The sequence below is a fragment of the Marinobacter arenosus genome, assembly GCF_019264345.1.
Lineage (GTDB): Bacteria > Pseudomonadota > Gammaproteobacteria > Pseudomonadales > Oleiphilaceae > Marinobacter > Marinobacter arenosus.
Genome location: NZ_JAHVAO010000001.1, coordinates 2305629 through 2324622, shown reverse-complemented (window position 1 = coordinate 2324622; position 18994 = coordinate 2305629). Strand labels below are relative to the sequence as shown.

17 protein-coding genes are annotated in these 18994 nt (G+C 62.4%); 8 read left to right on the top strand and 9 right to left on the bottom strand.

Going from position 1 to position 18994, the window contains the following annotated elements; all coding sequences use genetic code 11:
• The first annotated feature begins 162 nt into the window (after positions 1-162).
• On the top strand, positions 163-1743 hold the full coding sequence (locus KXD86_RS10720) for a flavin-containing monooxygenase (RefSeq protein ID WP_218636012.1): 1581 nt from the start codon (positions 163-165) through the stop codon (positions 1741-1743).
• 7 nt (positions 1744-1750) lie between these two features.
• Here the strand turns inward: KXD86_RS10720 and KXD86_RS10715 are convergent, their stop codons facing one another.
• From KXD86_RS10715 to KXD86_RS10690, 6 genes are all read right to left on the bottom strand, one after another.
• The gene (locus KXD86_RS10715) at positions 1751-2593 is read right to left on the bottom strand and encodes a DUF2279 domain-containing protein (RefSeq protein WP_218636011.1); all 843 of its coding nucleotides are present in this window, start codon (positions 2591-2593) and stop codon (positions 1751-1753) included.
• 106 nt (positions 2594-2699) lie between these two features.
• Positions 2700-3473: an SDR family oxidoreductase gene (locus tag KXD86_RS10710; protein WP_218636010.1), complete on the bottom strand. Its 774-nt coding sequence runs from the start codon at positions 3471-3473 to the stop codon at positions 2700-2702.
• A 28-nt stretch (positions 3474-3501) separates the two neighbouring features.
• Positions 3502-4650 (bottom strand): acyl-CoA dehydrogenase family protein, encoded by a 1149-nt coding sequence (locus tag KXD86_RS10705; RefSeq protein ID WP_218636009.1) that lies wholly within the window; start codon positions 4648-4650, stop codon positions 3502-3504.
• 36 nt (positions 4651-4686) lie between these two features.
• Positions 4687-5874: an acyl-CoA dehydrogenase family protein gene (locus tag KXD86_RS10700; protein ID WP_218636008.1), complete on the bottom strand. Its 1188-nt coding sequence runs from the start codon at positions 5872-5874 to the stop codon at positions 4687-4689.
• A 158-nt stretch (positions 5875-6032) separates the two neighbouring features.
• The gene (locus tag KXD86_RS10695; protein WP_218636007.1) at positions 6033-7214 is read right to left on the bottom strand and encodes an acetyl-CoA C-acyltransferase; all 1182 of its coding nucleotides are present in this window, start codon (positions 7212-7214) and stop codon (positions 6033-6035) included.
• A gap of 30 nt (positions 7215-7244) precedes the next feature.
• Positions 7245-9341 (bottom strand): 3-hydroxyacyl-CoA dehydrogenase NAD-binding domain-containing protein, encoded by a 2097-nt coding sequence (locus KXD86_RS10690; RefSeq protein WP_218636006.1) that lies wholly within the window; start codon positions 9339-9341, stop codon positions 7245-7247.
• A gap of 194 nt (positions 9342-9535) precedes the next feature.
• Between KXD86_RS10690 and KXD86_RS10685 the strand changes: the two genes are divergently transcribed.
• The 5 genes from KXD86_RS10685 to KXD86_RS10665 all read left to right on the top strand — a co-directional run bounded on the left by KXD86_RS10685 (position 9536) and on the right by KXD86_RS10665 (position 12922).
• Entirely contained in the window at positions 9536-10156 is a 621-nt protein-coding gene (locus tag KXD86_RS10685; protein ID WP_218636005.1) for a TetR/AcrR family transcriptional regulator, read from the top strand.
• Position 10157: 1 nt separating this feature from the next.
• A complete protein-coding gene (locus tag KXD86_RS10680; protein ID WP_312846279.1) occupies positions 10158-10964 on the top strand; it encodes a hypothetical protein in 807 nt (268 codons plus the stop codon).
• A 90-nt stretch (positions 10965-11054) separates the two neighbouring features.
• Positions 11055-11678: a MarC family protein gene (locus KXD86_RS10675; RefSeq protein WP_218636004.1), complete on the top strand. Its 624-nt coding sequence runs from the start codon at positions 11055-11057 to the stop codon at positions 11676-11678.
• A 41-nt stretch (positions 11679-11719) separates the two neighbouring features.
• The gene (locus KXD86_RS10670; RefSeq protein WP_218636003.1) at positions 11720-12295 is read left to right on the top strand and encodes a gamma-glutamylcyclotransferase; all 576 of its coding nucleotides are present in this window, start codon (positions 11720-11722) and stop codon (positions 12293-12295) included.
• Positions 12296-12454: 159 nt separating this feature from the next.
• Positions 12455-12922, top strand: coding sequence for a hypothetical protein (locus tag KXD86_RS10665; RefSeq protein WP_218636002.1), 468 nt, complete (start codon positions 12455-12457; stop codon positions 12920-12922).
• On the opposite strand, the gene KXD86_RS10660 is transcribed toward KXD86_RS10665, so the two are convergent.
• Positions 12879-13781, bottom strand: a complete 903-nt coding sequence (locus KXD86_RS10660; protein WP_218636001.1) for a DMT family transporter — start codon at positions 13779-13781, stop codon at positions 12879-12881. The two genes, KXD86_RS10665 and KXD86_RS10660, sit on opposite strands and share 44 nt — an antisense overlap.
• Positions 13782-14012: 231 nt before the next feature.
• Between KXD86_RS10660 and KXD86_RS10655 the strand changes: the two genes are divergently transcribed.
• Positions 14013-14954, top strand: a complete 942-nt coding sequence (locus KXD86_RS10655; protein WP_218636000.1) for a LysR family transcriptional regulator — start codon at positions 14013-14015, stop codon at positions 14952-14954.
• A gap of 101 nt (positions 14955-15055) precedes the next feature.
• Complete coding sequence (locus KXD86_RS10650) at positions 15056-15364, top strand: hypothetical protein (RefSeq protein WP_218635999.1); 309 nt, start codon at positions 15056-15058, stop codon at positions 15362-15364.
• 48 nt (positions 15365-15412) lie between these two features.
• On the opposite strand, the gene KXD86_RS10645 is transcribed toward KXD86_RS10650, so the two are convergent.
• Both KXD86_RS10645 and KXD86_RS10640 read right to left on the bottom strand, forming a co-directional pair.
• Positions 15413-17914 carry an acyl-CoA dehydrogenase gene (locus KXD86_RS10645; protein ID WP_218635998.1) on the bottom strand — a complete coding sequence of 834 codons (2502 nt, stop codon included), beginning with the start codon at positions 17912-17914 and terminating at the stop codon, positions 15413-15415.
• A 178-nt stretch (positions 17915-18092) separates the two neighbouring features.
• Entirely contained in the window at positions 18093-18983 is an 891-nt protein-coding gene (locus tag KXD86_RS10640) for a prenyltransferase (protein ID WP_218635997.1), read from the bottom strand.
• Between the last annotated feature and the right edge of the window lie 11 nt (positions 18984-18994).

Genomic DNA, 18994 nt, shown 5'->3' with positions numbered 1-18994 from the left:
AAGGACAGTTGGTTGTCAGTAAGGGCCAACTAGTGGGTTTTGATCGAATCAGAGTATACAGTTGTCTACCTTTCTGTGTATACATGTGTCTACCGATCGCCATCATGACGCGATCGACAACAACAGACAAGGCCGCACAGGTCACAGGAACACGAGGTTACCATGAGCCAGACAACGAAGATTGCCATCATTGGAACCGGATTCTCCGGATTGGGAATGGGCATCAAACTCAAGGAGGCCGGCTACAACGATTTTGTCATTCTCGAACAGAGCGACGACGTCGGCGGTACCTGGCACGAAAACCATTACCCCGGTTGTGCCTGTGACGTGCAGTCGGCCCTGTACTCCTTCTCCTTCGAGCAGAACCCGAACTGGAGCCGGATGTTCGCCCGCCAGCAGGAAATCAAGGAGTACCTGCGCGGGTGTGCCGAAAAGTACGGCTTGATGGAGCACATCCGCCTGAACACGCACGTGGCCGGAGCGCACTGGGATGACCAGCGCGCCCAGTGGACCGTGGAAACCTGCGACAGCCCCACGCTCTGGGCCTATATGCAGGACAAGGGACTCAAGCCGGGCGACACGCTGGACCGCAGCGACAAGGCGTTGCCGTCGTTCGAGCGTTTCAGGGCTGACATTGTGGTATCGGCGATGGGCGGACTCAGTACGCCGGCTTACCCCGCCATCAAGGGCATTGAGACCTTCACCGGCAAGAGCTTCCATTCCCAGGACTGGGATCATGGCTACGATCTGCGAGGCAAGCGCGTGGCGGTGATCGGCACCGGTGCCTCCGCCATCCAGTTCGTCCCGGAAGTGGCCAAGGAAGCCGCCCGGCTTGACCTGTACCAGCGTACCCCGCCGTGGATCATGCCCAAGCCGGACCGGGAGATCCGTCCGCTGGAGAAAGCCCTATTCCGCCGGTTCCCCCAGACCCTCAACGCCTTACGACAGAGCATCTACTGGATGCTGGAAGCCCGGGTGCTGGGCTTCGTCGGTAACCCGCGTATCCTCAAGCTGGGGGAGCTCCAGGCCCGCCGGCACATCCGCAGCCAAATCAAGGACAAGGCACTGCGCCGGAAGGTGACCCCGGATTTCCACTTTGGCTGTAAGCGGGTGCTCATCTCCAACAACTATTACCCGGCGCTGGCACAGGACCACGTTAACGTGCTCACCGATGGTATCCGGGAAGTGCGCGGCAACGTGATTGTGGATGGTCAGGGCAACGAGCGGGAAGTGGACTGCATCATCTACGGCACTGGCTTCAAGGCCCAGGATCCGATTCCCGCCGGCATGGTGCATGGCCGTAATGGCCAGGACCTGCTGGAAGCCTGGAAAGAAGGCGCCGAGGCCTACAAGGGCAGCGCGATCACCGGTTTCCCGAACTTTTTCATGCTCACGGGTCCCAACACCGGTCTGGGCCACAGTTCGATGGTGTATATGATCGAATCCCAGATCCAGTACATCCTGGACGCGGTGAAAACCATGGACCGCAAAGGCTGGCGCAGTGTCGAGGTGAAAGAAGAGGCGTTCAGCCAGTACAACGCCTCGGTGCACGCCAAGCTCGGTGATTCGGTCTGGCACACCGGCTGCAAGAGTTGGTACGTCAACGAGAATGGCAAGAACACCACGCTCTGGCCGGGCTTCACCTGGCAGTTTCGGCAGCAGACCCGCCGTTTTGATGCCGCACAGTATCGCTGCGAGCAGGTCCAGTCGGAACTGGAGGGACAGGACGTCGCGTTGGCTTGACGCCTGATCAGTCGCCCGGGGTTTCCTCGGCTGCGAGGTAGATGCCGGGTGGCTGGTAGTAGTTGAAAAACGTGGCGGTCTTTCGGTAGCCCTGACGCCGGAACAGGTCCGTCAGGTTCAGGCCGATGCCCACGTAGAGCGTGCGCTCATCGGGCTCATCCGGGGCTGAGTAGCCCCGGGTGTAATAGCCGGCGTGGAACTCCACGTGCCGGAGAACCCCCCGCCTGAACGCATCGAAGCCATTCAGTTTGAGAGCCACCAGGTATTTCGAGTTGTCGTAATCGGTGGTGACGTCAATCTGGTTTGGCTCAAAGCCATACTCCCAGCGCAGGTCGACCTTTTCGGCCAGGCTTGGAAAGCGGTACCGGTAATAGCCCGCGAGGGCGCCGGCGGCATTGGCGATCAGATCCTCGTAGGAGAAACCGAAGTCGCTGAAGGCGTCTCCGAATTCCATATACCCCAGGATGGCAAACGAGGACAGCGCACCGTACCGGGCAGCGTTCTCCGGGGTGAAGCACCAGTGCTCGTACAGGCTGGCGATGCCCTGAGCCGTGGCGTAGGTGGTGAACAGGTGACCAAGCTTGTCGGCGCCGCCCTCGGGGCTGTCCTGGCCGAACCAGCCTTCCGACGAGGCGCTCGGGCTGGTACTGAAATAATCCCAGTGGGTGACACCCCAGGCGGTGATGACACCCGCGCCGGTCAGGGTGACGCTGGCTGCCCGGCGCAGCCGTTCATCTGGCGAGATGGGTTCGGGGCACTGTGCCATTGCCGGGGGCGCACAGGCCAGAGCGGCCACAAGCATGGCCGCCCGGACGAATCGACGTGGTGCGCCCAGAGCCCTTGGATTCATGGTCAATCCCGATCATCGCATCCTGATTGCGATACCGCAGCAGCCTTTAGCATAGCCAATCCAGCGGTGCGGGACAGCCGGGAACCGGCAGAGCTCAGCTCACATCTCAGCTTACGAGGGTGCCGCCGTCCACGGCCAGGCACTGCCCGGTGATGTGACGACCGGCCTCGGAGGCCAGCAGCACCGCGGCACCCTTGAGGTCTTCCTCGCCGCCGAAACGGTTCAAGGGGATGCGCTCCAGCATCTTCTCGCCCTGGGCATCCAGCAACCCCTGGGACATCTTCGAGGGGAAGAAACCGGGGCACAGGGCGTTCACGTTGATGTTGTACCGGCCCCACTCGGCGGCCAGCGCCCGGGTGAAGTTCACCATGGCACCCTTGCTGGTGTTGTAGGCGATGGTCTTCATGCCCTCCGGATTGCCGGAAAGTCCAGCGATGGAGGCGATGTTGATGACCTTGCCGGTCTGGCGCGGGATCATGCAGCGCTTGCCCACGGTCTGGGTCAGGAAGAAGCTGGCGTTGACGTTCAGGTTCATCACCTTCATCCAGCCTTCGGCCGGGTAGTCCTCGGCCGGGGCGCCCCAGGTGGCGCCGGCGTTGTTCACCAGGATGTCGATGTCGCCCAGCTGGTCGACCACCTGATCGACCACCGCCGGAATCCCCTCGAGATTGCCCAGATCCGCGGCGATGGTGATCACCTTCACGCCCAGCCCCTCCAGATGCTCTTTGGCGGCATCCAGCTCATGCTGCTTGCGGGCACTGATGGCGACGCTGGCGCCCAGTTCGCCCAGCGCTTCCGCCATCTGCAGTCCGAGGCCCCGGGAGCCACCGGTGATGAAAGCGACCTTTCCGGTCAGGTCCAGTAACTGTTTCACGCTCATAATGGGTTCCTCTTCTGTAGGGTCGAACTCAGGCGCTCGCGGCCAGCAGGCCGTCACTGACCTGGGCCAGATGGTGGTCGGCGTCGCCAAACAGCAGGTTGATCAGGGTCAGGCGCTTGAACAGGTGGGCGGCGAACATCTCGTCGGTCACCCCCATGCCGCCGTGCAGCTGCACACCTTCCTGACCGACAAAGCGGGCGGCCTGGCCCACCAGGGTCTTGGCCATGGACAGGGCTTCCCGACGTTGCGTGCGGACGTCGGAGTCGGCCTCGCTGGCGGCCAGAATGGCCATGGATTTCGCCTGCTCGGCCTGGATAAACATATCAGCCATCCGATGCTGCAACACCTGGAACTTGCCGATGGCCACGCCAAACTGCTTGCGGGTCCTGATGTACTCCAGGGTGGTGGCGTTCATGGCTTCCATGGCGCCGACCGCCTCCGCGCACAGGGCAGCAATGCCCAGATCGGTGGCCTTCTCAATGGCCGGGAAGGCCTCATCGAGGGTGCCAATCAGATGGTCGGCGCTGACGCTTACCCCGCTGAACTGGATGTCCGCCATGCGATGGCCATCGTGGGTCGCAAAGTCGTCCACCTGGATACCCGGGGTCGAGGTGTCGACCAGAAACAGTGATAGGCCGCGCTCATCGCCCGGCTCGCCGCTGGTGCGGGCTGACACGATAACCTGTTGGGCCTGTCCGCCGTGCAGGACGGCGGTCTTGTGGCCGCTGATCCGGTAGCCGTCTCCGTCCCGCCGCGCGGTGGTGTGTACGTGGCTCAGATTGTAACGGGCACCGGGCTCGCTGTGGGCAAAGGCCAGCAACCGTTCACCGCTTCCGATAGCGGGCAGTATGTCTTTTTTCTGGGCCTCGCTGCCATGATCGCGGATCAGGCCGCCGGCCAGCACGACGGTGGCCAGGTAGGGCTCAACCACCAGGCTGCGCCCGAAATTCTCCATCACCACCATGGTGTCAATCGCGTTACCCCCCAGGCCGTCATAGGCTTCGGGGAAGGTGAACGCCAGCAAACCCATCTCTGCCAGCGCGGCCCAGGTGGCCGGGTCGCTGCCCTGGCCGGACGCAATCACTTCACCGCGTTTCTCGAACCCGTATTCGTTGGTCACGAAGCGGCGCAGGGAATCGTTCAGCATCTGCTGTTCTTCGGTGAGTTCAAAATTCATAGACGTCTCTCCAAATCTTAAGAGCTGCAGGCGCTGTTAAAGACCAAGCACGAGTTGGGCGATGATGTTGCGCTGGATCTCGTTCGACCCGCCAAAGATCGACAGCTTGCGCATGTTGAAGTAATCGCCGGCCGCCGGCGTGGCATCGATGGAGCCGGTGCGGGGGCCCTGGTAGTCCAGCTCCAGTGCCTCCGGAATGTGGGCAATGGCATCCTGGCCGGTGGCTTCCATCAGCATCTCGAACAGTTTCTGGCCGATCTCCGTGCCACGAATCTTCAGGATCGAGGCCTGGGGGCCGGGGCCACGCTTGTCGGTCAGTACCCGTAACACCGTCAGCTCCAGCGCCCGGAGTTCCGCATCCAGTTGCGCCAGGCGATCCCGGAAGCGGGTGTTCTCGATCAGCGGCCGCTGCCCGTCCTGTTCTTCCCGGGCGACTTCCTTCAGGCGTTTCATCAGTGCCTTCCACTGCCCGACGTTGGCCAGCCCGGTGCGCTCGTGACCGAGCAGGAACTTGGCGTAGGTCCAGCCCTGATTCTCTTCGCCAATCAGGTTCTCGGCCGGCACCTTCACATTGTCGAAATAGACTTCGTTAATTTCGTGCTCGCCGTCCAGCATGATGATGGGGCGCACTTCGATGCCCGGGCTGTTCATGTCGATCAGCAGGAAGGAAATGCCCTGCTGGGGCTTGCCTTCGGTGCTGGTGCGCACCAGGCAGAAAATCCAGTCGGCGTGCTGGCCGAGTGTTGTCCAGGTTTTCTGGCCGTTGACAATGTAATGGTCACCCTCGCGCTTGGCGGCCGTACGCAAGGAGGCCAGATCGGAACCGGAGCCCGGCTCGGAGTAGCCCTGGCACCACCAGTCTTCACCGCTCAGAATGCCCGGCAGGAAGCGCTGTTTCTGCTCGTCGTTGCCAAACGTCATGATCACCGGGGCAACCATGCGCAGCCCGAAATCCAGCTGGCGGGGCGCGCCGGCAAGGGCACATTCTTCCTCGAAGATCAGTTGCTCGATCGGGCTCCAGCCGGGGCCGCCAAACTCTTCCGGCCAGGTGGAGGCGCCCCAGCCCTTCTCGTGCAGTATTGCCTGCCAGCGCTGGGTCATGTCTTTATCGTGGCGCAGGCGTTTTTGCACGCGTTCGCGAATGTCATCCGGAAGATTGTCTTCCAGGAATTGGCGAACCTCGGCGCGAAAGGCCGCTTGTTCGGGGGTGTAATTGAGATCCATGTTGCACCTCTTGTCTGATGGCTGAGGTAAATGGTTTTGGCTGTCGGAGCTGCCGTAAATTCTTACCGCTGGGTCTTAGCCTTGGGGGTGGTGCCGAAGGCGCGAGTTCTGGACACCCTTACCTGACAGGCGCTACCCCAATGTCTCAGGCCAATAAATCAGGCAACCTCGAACAAGCCCGCAGCACCCATACCCGTGCCCACGCACATGGTCACCACAACGTACTTAACACCCCGACGCTTGCCTTCGATCAGCGCGTGACCAACCAGACGGGAGCCGGTGGTGCCATAAGGGTGGCCAACCGCGATGGCGCCGCCGTTGACGTTCAGGCGGTCCATCGGAATGCCCAGCTTGCGCTGGCAGTACAGAACCTGAACCGCAAAGGCTTCGTTCAATTCCCACAGGCCGATGTCGTCGACGGTCAGGCCGGCGCGCTTGAGCAGTTTGGGCACGGCGAACACCGGGCCGATGCCCATTTCATCGGGCTCACAACCGGCGACGGCAAAGCCCCGGAAGATGCCCAATGGGGCAACACCGCGCTGCTCCGCCAGTTTGCCGTCCATCAGCACGCAGGCAGAGGCGCCGTCGGAGAACTGACTGGCGTTGCCGGCGGTGACCACGCCACCCTCCATCGCCGAGCGGATTTTGCTCACGCCCTCGAGGTTGGTGCCCGGGCGGATGCCTTCGTCCTGGCTGATGGTGACTTCCTGGCTGCTTAGCTGGCCGGTGGCCTTGTCCGCGACACCCATGGTGGTGGTAATCGGCACGATTTCGTCGTCGAACTTGCCGTCTTCGCGGGCCTGCGCGGCCAGCGTCTGGCTGCGGACCCCGTACTCGTCCATGTCTTCTTTCTTGATCTCGTAGCGCTTGGCCACGGTTTCGGCGGTGTCGAGCATGGACCAGTAGAGTTCAGGCTTGTGCTTCGCCAGCCAGGGCTCCATGAAGTAGTTCTGGTTCACGTTCGCCTGCACGGTGGAGATGGATTCCACACCGCCGGCGACCATCACCGGCACTTTATCCACAGCAATATGCTGGGCGGCCATGGCGATGGCTTGCAGGCCGGACGAGCAGAAGCGGTTGATGGTGGCGCCGGCCACGGAGACCGGCAGGCCAGCGCGGATCGCGCCCATGCGGGCGACGTCGTTGCCGGTGGAGCCTTCGGGCAGGGCACAGCCCATCAGCACGTCTTCGATCTCGTTTGGGTCGACCTTGGAGCGCTCAACCGCGTGCTGGATCGCGTGGCCGGCCAGGGTCGCACCGTGGGTCATGTTCAGGCCGCCGCGCCAGGATTTGGCCAGGGGCGTACGGGCGGTGGATACGATGACAACGTCATTGGACATAATAATTCTCCGAATAAATTCGTGGACCGGTTATTTGCTATCGAAATCCTTGCCTTCCTCGGCGCGCTTGGCCAGCAGGGCCGCAGGCTTCCAGAATCCGGGCTGGGTATGGCGGTCTTCGGTGAAGGCCTGCATCGCGCGAACCACGTTGGGCAGTCCGACTTCCTCGGCGTAGTGCATGGGGCCGCCGCGGAACACCGGGAAGCCGTAACCGGTCAGGTAGACCATGTCGATGTCGGAGGCGCGCTGGGCAATGCCTTCATCGAGAATCTGGGCGCCTTCGTTCACCAGCGCGTACACGCAGCGTTCGACGATTTCCTGGTTGCTGATCTTGCGCGGGGTGATGCCCAACTCGGCGCGGACTTCGTCCACCACCTTGTCCACGTCCGGATCGTGCAGGGCGTTGCGGTTGCCCGGTTCGTAACGGTAGAAACCGGCACCGGTCTTCTGGCCATAGCGGCCCATCTCACACAGACGGTCGGCGACGACCATCTTCACCATGTCCGGGTTTTCCTGGTACTGACGCTTGCGGATGGCCCAGCCGATGTCGCCGCCGGCCAGGTCGGCCATGCGCAGCGGGCCCATGGCAAAGCCGAATTTCTCGATGGCCTTGTCGATCTGCTGCACGCTGGCGCCTTCTTCGAGCATCAGCAGGGCTTCGCGCTGGTACTGGTTGATCATGCGGTTGCCGATAAAGCCGTCGCACACGCCGGAGACCACAGCGGTCTTCTTGATCGCCTTGGCCAGTTTCATGGCGGTGGCCAGGACGTCTTTGGCGGTCTTCTCACCGCGCACCACTTCCAGCAGCTTCATGATGTTGGCCGGGCTGAAGAAGTGCAGGCCGATGACGTCTTCCGGACGCTTGGTAAAGCTGGCGATCTTGTCCAGATCCAGGGTGGAGGTATTGGAGGCCAGGATGGCGCCGGGCTTGCACACCTCGTCCAGCTTCTCGAACACCGACTGCTTCACACCCATTTCCTCGAACACCGCTTCGATCACCAGATCGACGTTGCTCAGATCGTCGTAACTGAGCGACGGGGTGAGCAGTTCCATTTTCGCCTTGGCATCGTCTTCACTCATGCGGCCTTTTTTCACCCGGCCTTCATAGACCTTTTGAATGGCGGCCACACCGCGGTCCAGGCCTTCCTGCTTCATTTCCACCAGGGTGACCGGGATACCCGCGTTCAGGAAGTTAATGCTGATGCCGGTGCCCATGGTGCCGCCACCGATCACGCCCACGGACTGGATGTCGCGTACCGGGGTGTCGGAGGGCACGTCGGCGATCTTGCTGGTCAGGCGCTCGGAGAAGAACGCGTGGCGCAGGGCGCGGGATTCCGGGGTCTGCATCAGGTTCACAAAGGCTTCGCGCTCAACCTCCATGCCCTTGTCGAAGGGCATGGTCACGGCGGCCTTCACGGCATCGACGCACTTCAGCGGGGCGGGGTAGTTCTTGGCCATGGCACCCACCGTATTGCGGGTGAACATGAAGAAGCCCTCAGGATTCGCGTGCTTGGCTTTCAGGTCACGCACTTTTTTCAGCGGCAGGTTCTCGCTGACCACCTTGGTGGCGTAAGCGACCGCGGCGTCGAACAGCTCGCCGTCAACGATCTCGTCAAACAGCGCACTGCCTTTGAACTGCTTGGCTGGAACCACGCTGCCAGACACGATCATGTTCAGGGCGTGCTCGGCGCCGATCACCCGGGGCAGGCGCTGGGTGCCGCCGGCACCGGGCAGCAGGCCCAGTTTGACTTCCGGCAGGGCGATCTGGGCGTCCGGCTTGGCGATGCGGTAATGGCAGCCGAGGGCCAGCTCCAGGCCGCCACCCATGCAGGCACCGCTGATGGCGGCGATGACCGGTTTGCGACTGCTTTCCACGTAGTTGATCACGGTGGTCAGGATCGGCTCGGCCATGGCCTTGTTGGTGCCGAACTCACTGATGTCGGCGCCGCCGGAGAAGGCGCGGTCGGAACCGATCAGCACCACGGCTTTCACGGCATCGTCCGCTTCGGCTTTCTGGATGCCATCAACAATGCCCTTGCGAAGGGCCAGGCCCAGGCCGTTAACGGGCGGATTATCGAGGCGAATGACGGCGGTGTGGCCGTGTACATCGTAGTGGGCGGTACTCATGTGGCAGCTCCCTGGTACGGACATCGGTGTGATCGGAGGTGCACGGAGCGATGTCTTGAAATCTCCATACACTGGTGTATTGTTGGTCCATACACTAATGTATGTTTTTGACGTGGTCAACGGTTTCAGTGCAGCCGTTCCAGTTCATGTAGAATGCAGATGCAACGCCGACCAGAGCAGGACTCGATGCCGGAATGAACCAAGCACAGACCCCCAAGCGCCGCGGTCGAAACGCCTCGGAGAAGAATCAACTCACCCGTGATGACTGGCTCGATGCCGCCGCGGGCGAGGTGGCTGCCGGTGGTTTCAGTCAGCTGCGGGTGCTGACGCTGGCCAAGAAGCTGGGCGTGACCCGCGGCAGTTTCTACTGGCACTTTCGCGACCATGAGGATCTGGTCATCAGTTTTCTCGATCGCTGGCGCGACCGGCGCCTGCATGAATTGCAGTACTGGAAGCCGAAAGGCGGTGACGTGGAGACCGAACTGCGTCAGATTCTGGAACTGCTGCTGACCGATGCCTCCCGCAACATCCGCCGCCTGCAGGTGGAGTTGGCGGTGCGGGATTTTGCCCGGCGCAATGAGTACGCGGCGGAGTTGGTCACCCAGGTGGACGCCGCCCGCATCAATCAGAACTGCACCCTGTTTGGCCGCATGAGCAGTGACCCCCAGCACGTGCGGGATCTCTCCTTGCTGCTCTACGTTGCGACCATTGGCTCCCAGGTCGTGCTGACCGGTAAGAAAGGCGACGAAGCGACCATCCGGCGAATTGAGGATCTGATGGCCCGGGTTGTGCTGGGGCAGCGCGATGATTCGTAAGGTGGCACTCACATGGGCCCTGCTGTTCGGCCTGACCGGCCAGCCGGCGGTCGCGGACGAGAGCTGTCTGCAGAGTGCCCGGACGGATCTGGAGCGGCTCTATTGTGAGGTGATGGCCGAAGGTGCGGGGCGGGGGTTGCCGTCACAGGCCGATTTCCGGCGCAATGAGCCACAGGTCCAGGCGTTGCTGCTTCGGGGCCCGGCGCGGAGACTTGGCCTCCAGGTGCCCGATGCCGGCCGCACCCCGGAGCGCTCGAAGCCATCGGTCGAGGCCACGACCACCGAACCGGCGCCCGAGCCGGCAGAAACGCAACCCGTGCGGGCGGCCGGGCTGTCTGACTGTCGCCTGAGTGGCGAGCGGATCCTGTGTCCGGACCGGACGTTCGAGCTGGTCCCGAACCGGCCAAACCGCGAGTTGGCCCCCGGGGTGCTGGCGCCCGACAATCGCCTCGGCCTGCGTGCGTGGGAGGGTGATCGAACCAACGAAACGGCCGTCCGGCGCTACCTGTCCGATGCCTACGACCGCTACATTCCCAAGATGGTGGAGATCGGTCTCGGCGCCAACACTATGAGTTTCACCGCCTTCTACAATGCGTTCCAGACCCTGGAGGCTGGCGGTGTCAATTTCGCCGACCGCATGGAACAGACCTTCCAGCTGTTGAAACAGGACAAACAGAGCCTTGCGGTGAAGGCGCGCTACCATTCCGAGCTGCCGGATACCCTGACCCTGTGCGATGACATCAACCGGGACATTATTGTGTGTGACAACGTCGCCACCAACTGGGTTTTTGTCCGCCAAGACCGCTGACCGGGGCTGGAATACGTCCTCTTCCTTACGGCAAAAAATCCTTGGGGCGACTAGACTTGCCGCCGTTCATCAACCGCCGGAATGTCCCGAATGCTTGAAACCTTTTTCTCAACCTTCATCAGCAGCACGGTTCGCTTTCTGTTCCTGCTGGCGCCTTTCTTTGTGGTCACCATGTTCCTGGCCCTCACCCGCGGTCTGCCGGCGGCAGAGAAGGCCTCGATCATCCGGCGCGCCTGCATTTCGGCCTTCGTGCTGGGCCTGGTGCTGTTCTTTGCCGGCCCGCTGTTGTTCAGCGCCGTAGGCATCACGCTCAACTCCTTCCGGATCGGTGCCGGCACCCTGCTGTTCCTGACCGCCATCAGCCTGGTCACCAGCGGTACCCGCAACCATGCCACCGGCCTGCCCGAGGAGGACCGGGACGACATTGCGGTGGTGCCCCTGGCCATTCCGGTGATGATCGGTCCCGCGACCATCGGTGCCATCCTGGTGTACGGGGCGGAACTCAAATCCGTGCCGGAGGTGGCCGGAGGGCTGCTGGGGCTGGTGTCCGGTCTGCTGATACTGGCGATCCTGTTGCGCTTGTCCGGCTACCTGGAACGGGCCCTGGGCAAAACCGGCCTGAATATCCTGTCCAAGATCAGTGGCCTGATCCTGTCGGCGATGGCGGCGGAAATCGTGCTGACGGGTATTGCGGGTTTTATCGCCGCCACATAGAGTATTCGGGCATTCCCCCGACGTTCTAGCCAGAGAGCTGTATGGCCGCCAACACCATCGAACACAACCGAACCCGTCAGAACTTCGAGGGCGTGTCCTCGATCTGGCTGTTCGGCTACGGGTCACTGATCTACAAAGTGGACTTTCCCTTCCTGGAGCAGCGCCCGGCCCGCATTCAGGGCTGGGAACGCCGGTTCTGGCAGGGGTCCCACGATCACCGGGGCACTCCTGAGGCGCCGGGCCGGGTGGTCACGTTGATCGAGAGCCCGGGAGCCGCCTGCAAGGGAATGGCGTACCGGGTGTCGCCGGCGGTGTTCGAACACCTGGATGTGCGTGAGAAGAACGGCTACCTGCGGTTCGCCACCACCATGACCTTTGAGGACGGCAGCCACGCCGAAGGCCTGGTGTACATTGCGACGGAAGACAACGAGGCCTTCCTCGGCCACGCCCCGGACGCCGAGATTGCCCGTCAGATCGCCGGAGCCGTTGGACCGAGCGGACCAAACTCGGAATACCTGCTGCGTCTGGCGGAGTCACTTCGGATGCTCGGAGACGTGTGCCCGCATACCTTTGCGATCGAAACCCACCTGCGTTCTGACGCTGATCGCGACAGCTAAGCGTCCGGAAACGTAAAGTCCACCGCAACTTCCGTAAAGTTCGTGCAAAGCCGGCCGCTGGCGGCTGACTTTCCCGCCCGGTTCGATAGTCTGGATTCAGGAGGTGCAGGCGGAGTGTCTGCCTGACCATTCCGTTTCCTGAAGGACAGGAGAATCGCCATGAAACGATTACTGATTGGAAGCTGCGTTGCCGCCCTGCTGATGAGTGCCGCGCCGGTGTACGCAGACGGACACCGGGGCGGTGGTCACCCGCCGGGTATCCAGAACCAGCTGGACCGGGGCAAGGCGATGCCTCCCGGGCACCAGAAGAAAGAGTTCCTGCAGGCCCACTACCGCCGCGACCATCACGACCGGGATCGTCGCTACAAGGACAAACACAAACGCAAGTATCACAAGCCCCACCGCGACCATTACTCCCGTTACGATCGTGACCACCATTACCGCGACCGGCACCGCCACTCCTATCGGGATTACCACCGGGACCACCGGCACGATCGGCACGACCGGCGACACCATCACCGGGAGTACCGGGTTCATATCGGCTTTGATGGCTACGTTCCCCCGGAGTACCGGGTTGCGCGGATCATTCACAATACTCGTGAGCTAATTGAACCTTCCCACCGTTGAAGCCTCGGGCCGGCTCCCTGCGACGGTGCCGCAATCCGATCAGGATCAGCGGCACCACAATCATCAGGCTGCCGGCCAGGAACCAGGCATCCGGAACCTCGCCAAAGCCAACCCAGCCAATACCCACCGCCCAGATCAGGCCGGTGTATTCGGCGCTGGTGACCTGGTTGGCATCCACCTGCTGGTAGGCCAGCAACACGGTGATGTTGTAGCCCAGGATGAACAGGGATGACCCCAGCGCGCTGATCAGTATCCCGGAATCCCAGGCCGCGCCCTCCCACCAGGCCAGGGCACCGGCCGCGGGCAGGATCAGCAGGTAGTTCAAGAACAGCTTGTGCACGGTGGACTGTTTCTTGGGCAGTTGGCGGACCATCACCGCGTTGATGGCCAGCGCAAAGGCCGACCCCAGGGCCGCCACCGCCGCCCAGTTGAATTCCACCGGCCGCAGGATAACCACGATGCCGGCAAAGCCACTGAATACGGCGCTCACGCTCAGCGGGGTCAGCCGCTCCCGGAACAGGAAGACGGACAGCACCATCACCAGGATGGGCGCGGCGTAGAAGACGGCGTTGGCCGTGGCCAGCGGCAGGTTCCCCAGGGCGATGACCATGCACAGTATCCCCGCCAGGTGGATATGGGCCCGGAAGGCGTGAATTCTGAAGCCGGCGAACAGCCGCTTGCGGTCCAGTTGCCCGGCCAGGGGCAGCAGGAACAGCAGGGTGATCACGCAGCGCAGGAACGCGAACTGGAACACCGGTGCACCCGGCTCCAGCAGCTTGATAAAGACATCGGAGATCAGCGCCATGGCGTTGCCGATCACCAGCAGAAGAATGGCACTGTTGACGGTTTTGCCTGACATAATTTGACCCCCCATAGGTCCGGTGTTTGGAGTTCGCGCCCCGAGAACCTCCCTTCTCAAAACACGCTCCTTCGGCCCATCCATGGGGCGCTTGGGCGCCGCCATCCCTGGCTCCGCTCAGTTTTGAAAAGGGTGGCTCACGGGGCACCCTCAGCAGTTAGGAGGCATTCTAATGACGTGTTAATATCCGATAAAATGATGTTTATTCTTGCGCTATTAGAAAAATAGATAATGAAGCTGCCACCCCTGAAATCCCTGCCGGTCTTCGAGGCCGTCGCCCGACTCAACAGCTTTTCATTGGCTGCTGAGGAGCTGGCGGTGAGCCAGAGTGCGGTCAGTCACCAGATCAAACAGCTGGAAACCTATCTCGGAGAGAAGCTGTTCTGGCGCAGTGGCCGAACCCTCACGCTGACGGACGAGGGCCGTCAGTACCTGGACGGCATCAGTTCGGCGCTGTTGCAGATCGAGCGGGCCAGTGAACAGCTGTTGGGCCATGAAGAATCGCGGCTGCGGTTGTCGGTGTTCAGTTCCTTTGCCGTCCGCTGGCTGGTGCCCCGACTGCCGGATCTGCAGCGGCTGCATCCCCAGGTGGAGCTGGCCCTGGAAATGAGTATCGAAAGCCCGGTGCTGTCGGACCGGGTGGCAGACTGCTTCATCACCATCCACAAGGGCTCGTCGGCCTACAGTTACGAACTGCTGTATGTGGAGCGACTGTTCCCGGTCTGCAGTCAGGATTACTGGCAGAAAATCCGTCGGGAGCTGGGTCGGGAAGGGCCGGATGCCGATGACCTGCCCCTGTCAGTGGAGGAGGTGTCCCGGTTCCCGCTGTTGTCGACCCACAGCATCTTCGAGAAGGCGGCGGGGGACTGGGACGCCTGGTATCGGGCGGTTGACCAGCGGATTCCGGCCGACGCGAGCATCCAGCATTTCAGTCACATGTTGCTGGCGCTGGAAGCGGCCCGGTTCCACCAGGGCATCGTGCTGACCAATGACTACATGCTCAGCACCCGCAAGGATTCGGAGGATTTTGTGCGCCTGCCGTGCCATCCGGTGATGACCGGCGACCGGTTCTACTTTGCCTGGAAAACCAGCAGGCGCCGTGAGCGCGGGCTGCAGTTGCTCCGGCGCTGGCTGGTGGATGAAGCGATCCGGGGCGGTCTGCGGGGCGAGTGACGGCCGATTGCCCGGAACCTTTGGGTATGAATGAGCGTGAACGTGAGTAGAGTCCGAGCCACGTTAATGTATCGCAAGTGCCAGATGTAAGGAGTTGGTAGATGAAGAAATCCATTCTGATGGGTGCCCTGCTGGGGCTGATGATTGGCGCGGCGCCGGTCATGGCCAAGTCGCCTGAGGGTGAACAGCTGCCGCCAGGCCTGCAAAAGAAGGTTGAGCGGGGCCAGCCGCTTCCGCCGGGTTGGCAGGAGAAGCTCAACTACCACGAAGGGGATCATTTCGATCGGGATTTGCTGCGCTATGGCAACATCTACGACATCGATGGCCATCGCCAGCGGGTGGAAATCGAGGACCGGGTCTACACGATCATCAAGGACACCCGGGAAATCATCGACATTCTCGATCAGTGAGTGTCTGAGTAACCGGGCCAGTCAGGCTGGCCCGGTCGTTCGCTCCTGCTAGTCCCGGGCTGGCCGTTCGACCACTTTGCGCTTGCCCTTGGCGCAGCGGGACAACGCCTTCAGCCCCTCGCCTTCGAACGCGTCCACGCGGATCACGTCGTACAGCGCGGTCAGGGCTTCCAGCAACTTGTCACATTCCTCTTCCTTCACCACGCCCTCGGCACAGGCCCAGTCCACCAGCTCTTTGCGCTGATGACCCATCAGCAGATCGATTCCGCCCAGCTCGTCTTCGTCCCGGTTGCGCATGGCTTCGTGCAGCCGGTCGCGCATTTCGTGGGTTTCATTGGCGAGACGATAAGCATTCAGCACACGGCCCAGTGGATCGTCTGGATCGGTGTTTATGTAGCTGCCACGGCTGATGCGCTGACGCAGTGGCGTGTCTTTGACGATGCTGTTGGCGACGGCGGTGCCGAGCTTGTCATTCGGACCATTCAGGCCGGTTGCGCCCAATGGGAATACGAGAATGCGCAACGGCCAGCGAAGCGCCACCACCGGGAAGTTGATGATGGCTTCGCGCATAGACGCCTGCAGGTCCCGCAGACAGGTCTGCAGACTCCACTCCACCAGCGGTCGCTGATCGTCCGGGTAGCCCTCTTCATGCCACTGCTTGATCACGGCCGTGGCGTAGTAGAGGTGGGTCAGGCAGTCGGCCATCCGGCCTGACAGGCGCTGCCGGGCCTTGAGCCCGCCACCGACCGTCAGCAGGGTGACGTCGGTCATCAGGGCAAAGGCGGCCGAAAACCGGGCCAGCTGGCGGTAACTCGACTGAATGTTGCCCTGCCTGGGAACCGATTCGAGCCAGCCACCGGACAGGCCGAGCACCAGCGACCGTAAGGCGTTGCGGGTGGTGTGAGCCAGGTGCCGGTAGAAGATGCCATCGAATTTCCGGACGGCCGCTTCCTGGTCTTCCATACCCGCGGCTTCGATCTCCTCGACGATGAACGGGTGGCAACGAATGGCGCCCTGGCCGAAGATCATCAGGCTGCGGGTCAGGATGTTCGCACCTTCGACGGTAATGCCGATGGGCACGGCCTGATAGGCCCGTGCGAGGAAGTTGCGGGGGCCGGTGATCACCCCCCGGCCTGCGACCACGTCCATGGCGTGGTTGATCACTTCGCGCATCAGGTCGGTGTTGCGGTATTTCAGGACCGCCGATGGCACCGATGGGCGCACGCCCCGGTCCAGCATGCCGGACGTCAGCAGGCGCGCGGCATCCATCATGTAGGTGTAGCCGGCGATAGGTTCCAGCGCCTCCTGAACACCTTCGAACTGGCTGATGGAGCGACCGAACTGCTCCCGGGTGTAGGCGTAGGAGCCGGTCGCCAGGCTGGCGACCTTGCCCGCCCCGGTGCCCAGCGCGGGCAGGGAGATGGAGCGGCCAATGGACAGGCACTCCAGCAGCATGGTCCAGCCCTTGCCGAGCATCTCCTGGCCACCGATCACCTGCTCCATGGGGATGAAGACTTCGGTGCCCCAGGTCGGCCCGTTCATGAACACGGTGTTCATCGGCAGGTGCCGGGCACCGGCGTTTACGCCCTCGGTCTCACGGGGCACCATGACGCAGGTCACGCCGATGTCGTCGCTGCCGCCAAGCAGCTTGTCCGGATCGTAGACCTTGATGGCGAGCCCGATCAGCGTCGCCACCGGCGCCAGCGTGATGTAGCGCTTGTTCCAGGTCACCTTCAGCCCGAGTACTTCCTTGCCGTTCCACTCGCCCTTGCAGACGATGCCCTTGTCAGGGATGGCACCCGCGTCCGAACCGGCCACCGGCGAGGTCAGGGCAAAGCAGGGAATGTCCTCGCCCTTGGCGAGTCGGGGCAGGTAATGATGCTTCTGCTCGTCGGTACCATAGTGCATCAGCAGCTCGCCCGGCCCCAGGGAGTTGGGCACCATGACGGTGACCGCCGCCGAGACACTGCGGGTGGAGATTTTCATCACGATTTCGGAGTGGGCAGTGTTGGAAAACCCGAGGCCGCCGTTTTCCTTCGGAATCACCAGCCCGAAGAAACCCTTTTCCCGGATGAACTTCCAGACCTTGTCGGGCAGGTCGTACTGTTCGTGGGTGATTTTCCAGTCGTCCAGCATGGCGCAGAGCTTCTCCACGGGCCCATCCAGAAAGGCCTGTTCCTCGCTGGTCAGATGGGCCGGCTGGGCATCAAGCAGTTTGTTCCACTCGGGCTTTCCGGAAAACAGCTCGCCATCCCAGTCGACAGAACCGGATTTCAGGGCTTCCGCCTCGGTGTCCGACAGGCTGGGCAGCCGGCTTCGCACCCAGCCCAGGAGCGGGCGGCTGAGCTTGTTGAGGCGGAGGTCCCCGGGCAGTACCAGCATCAGGGAGAGGGCCAGCAGCGCGCCCCCGAACAGGATGCTCAGGAGGTGCCAGTGGTCCTGGAAGAGGCCCACCACCGTGGCAATGGTCAGGATGGCGGCGGCGGTGGTGCCGCCGATGCCGAGGTAGATCAGCACCAGGCCACTGATCAGAAGGAACAGAACACTCATGGGGGAGACCTCCATATCATGAATAAAATCAACCAGATTTGTAGTTAACCATCGGTCAAACTTCCAGCAGTTGCAAGCTGGCACCGGTCTCGCAGAAAAGTAATACGACGGTAATGCCGGGAAGTGGCATGGCGGAAGAGGCCCCGTCGAGCGCCGTCAGGAAGGAGCAGGTCGACGCTCAGACCAGCAGGCCGATGACCAGAAGCGCCAGGGTGGCCAGCAAACCGACGACATTGGCGCCCAGGATAAGGTTCAGGCGTTTGGGTCGGGTCAGGGCCTGGGGCAGGTTTAGGCCGATCCAGAGCATCAGGGGGGCCGACAGCAGGGCCAGGGCAGTGCCTGTGGGCAACCAGCCCAGCCACCAGCCGGTCAGCAGGATCAGCTGGCTGCCGGCCAGCAAGGCCGCTACAAGGCGGGCGGCGGCCCGGGGGCCGCAAGTGATGACCAGGTGTCGGCGACCGACGGTTCGGTCTGCGTCGGCGTCCGGAATCTGGTTGATCAGCAGCAGTTCGCTGGCCAGAAACAGGCTGATCAGTGAGACCACAAGGGTGGTGGTATCGATCCGGGCACCGAGCGCAATCACCGTGCCCAGGACCATCACCGGGCCAAAGCCCAGTCCGGGTGCCAACAGGCACAGCAGGGGTGACCGGGTGATCCACCGGGTGTAGGTCAGGATAAGCAGCAGCCCGGCGACGCCAACCATCAACATGGGCACGCCGCGCTGCCAGACGAAATACCCGCCAATGGCAATCACCAAACCCAGTGTGGTCACGGCCGTCGCCAGCACCCCGGTAGCCGCGGAGGGTGCCTCGGGCAGGGCGCCGCTGCCGCCGGAGAAGGGCGTGCGCCGGGTAATCAGGTCAAGCCCGGAGACGAAGTCCTGGTGTTCGTTGAACAGATTCACCGCGGCGTGGGCCAGCACAGCCCCGAGGAAAACCAGAACGACATCGAGCACCGCGGTCTGAACGCCCTGGTGCGAGGCGATGGCCATGCCCAGGCCCGCGCACAGGGGCGCCAGAATCAGGAAATTCGGACGGGAAGCCCGGACGATCGCGCCGGTTTCGGACATGGCAGACCTAC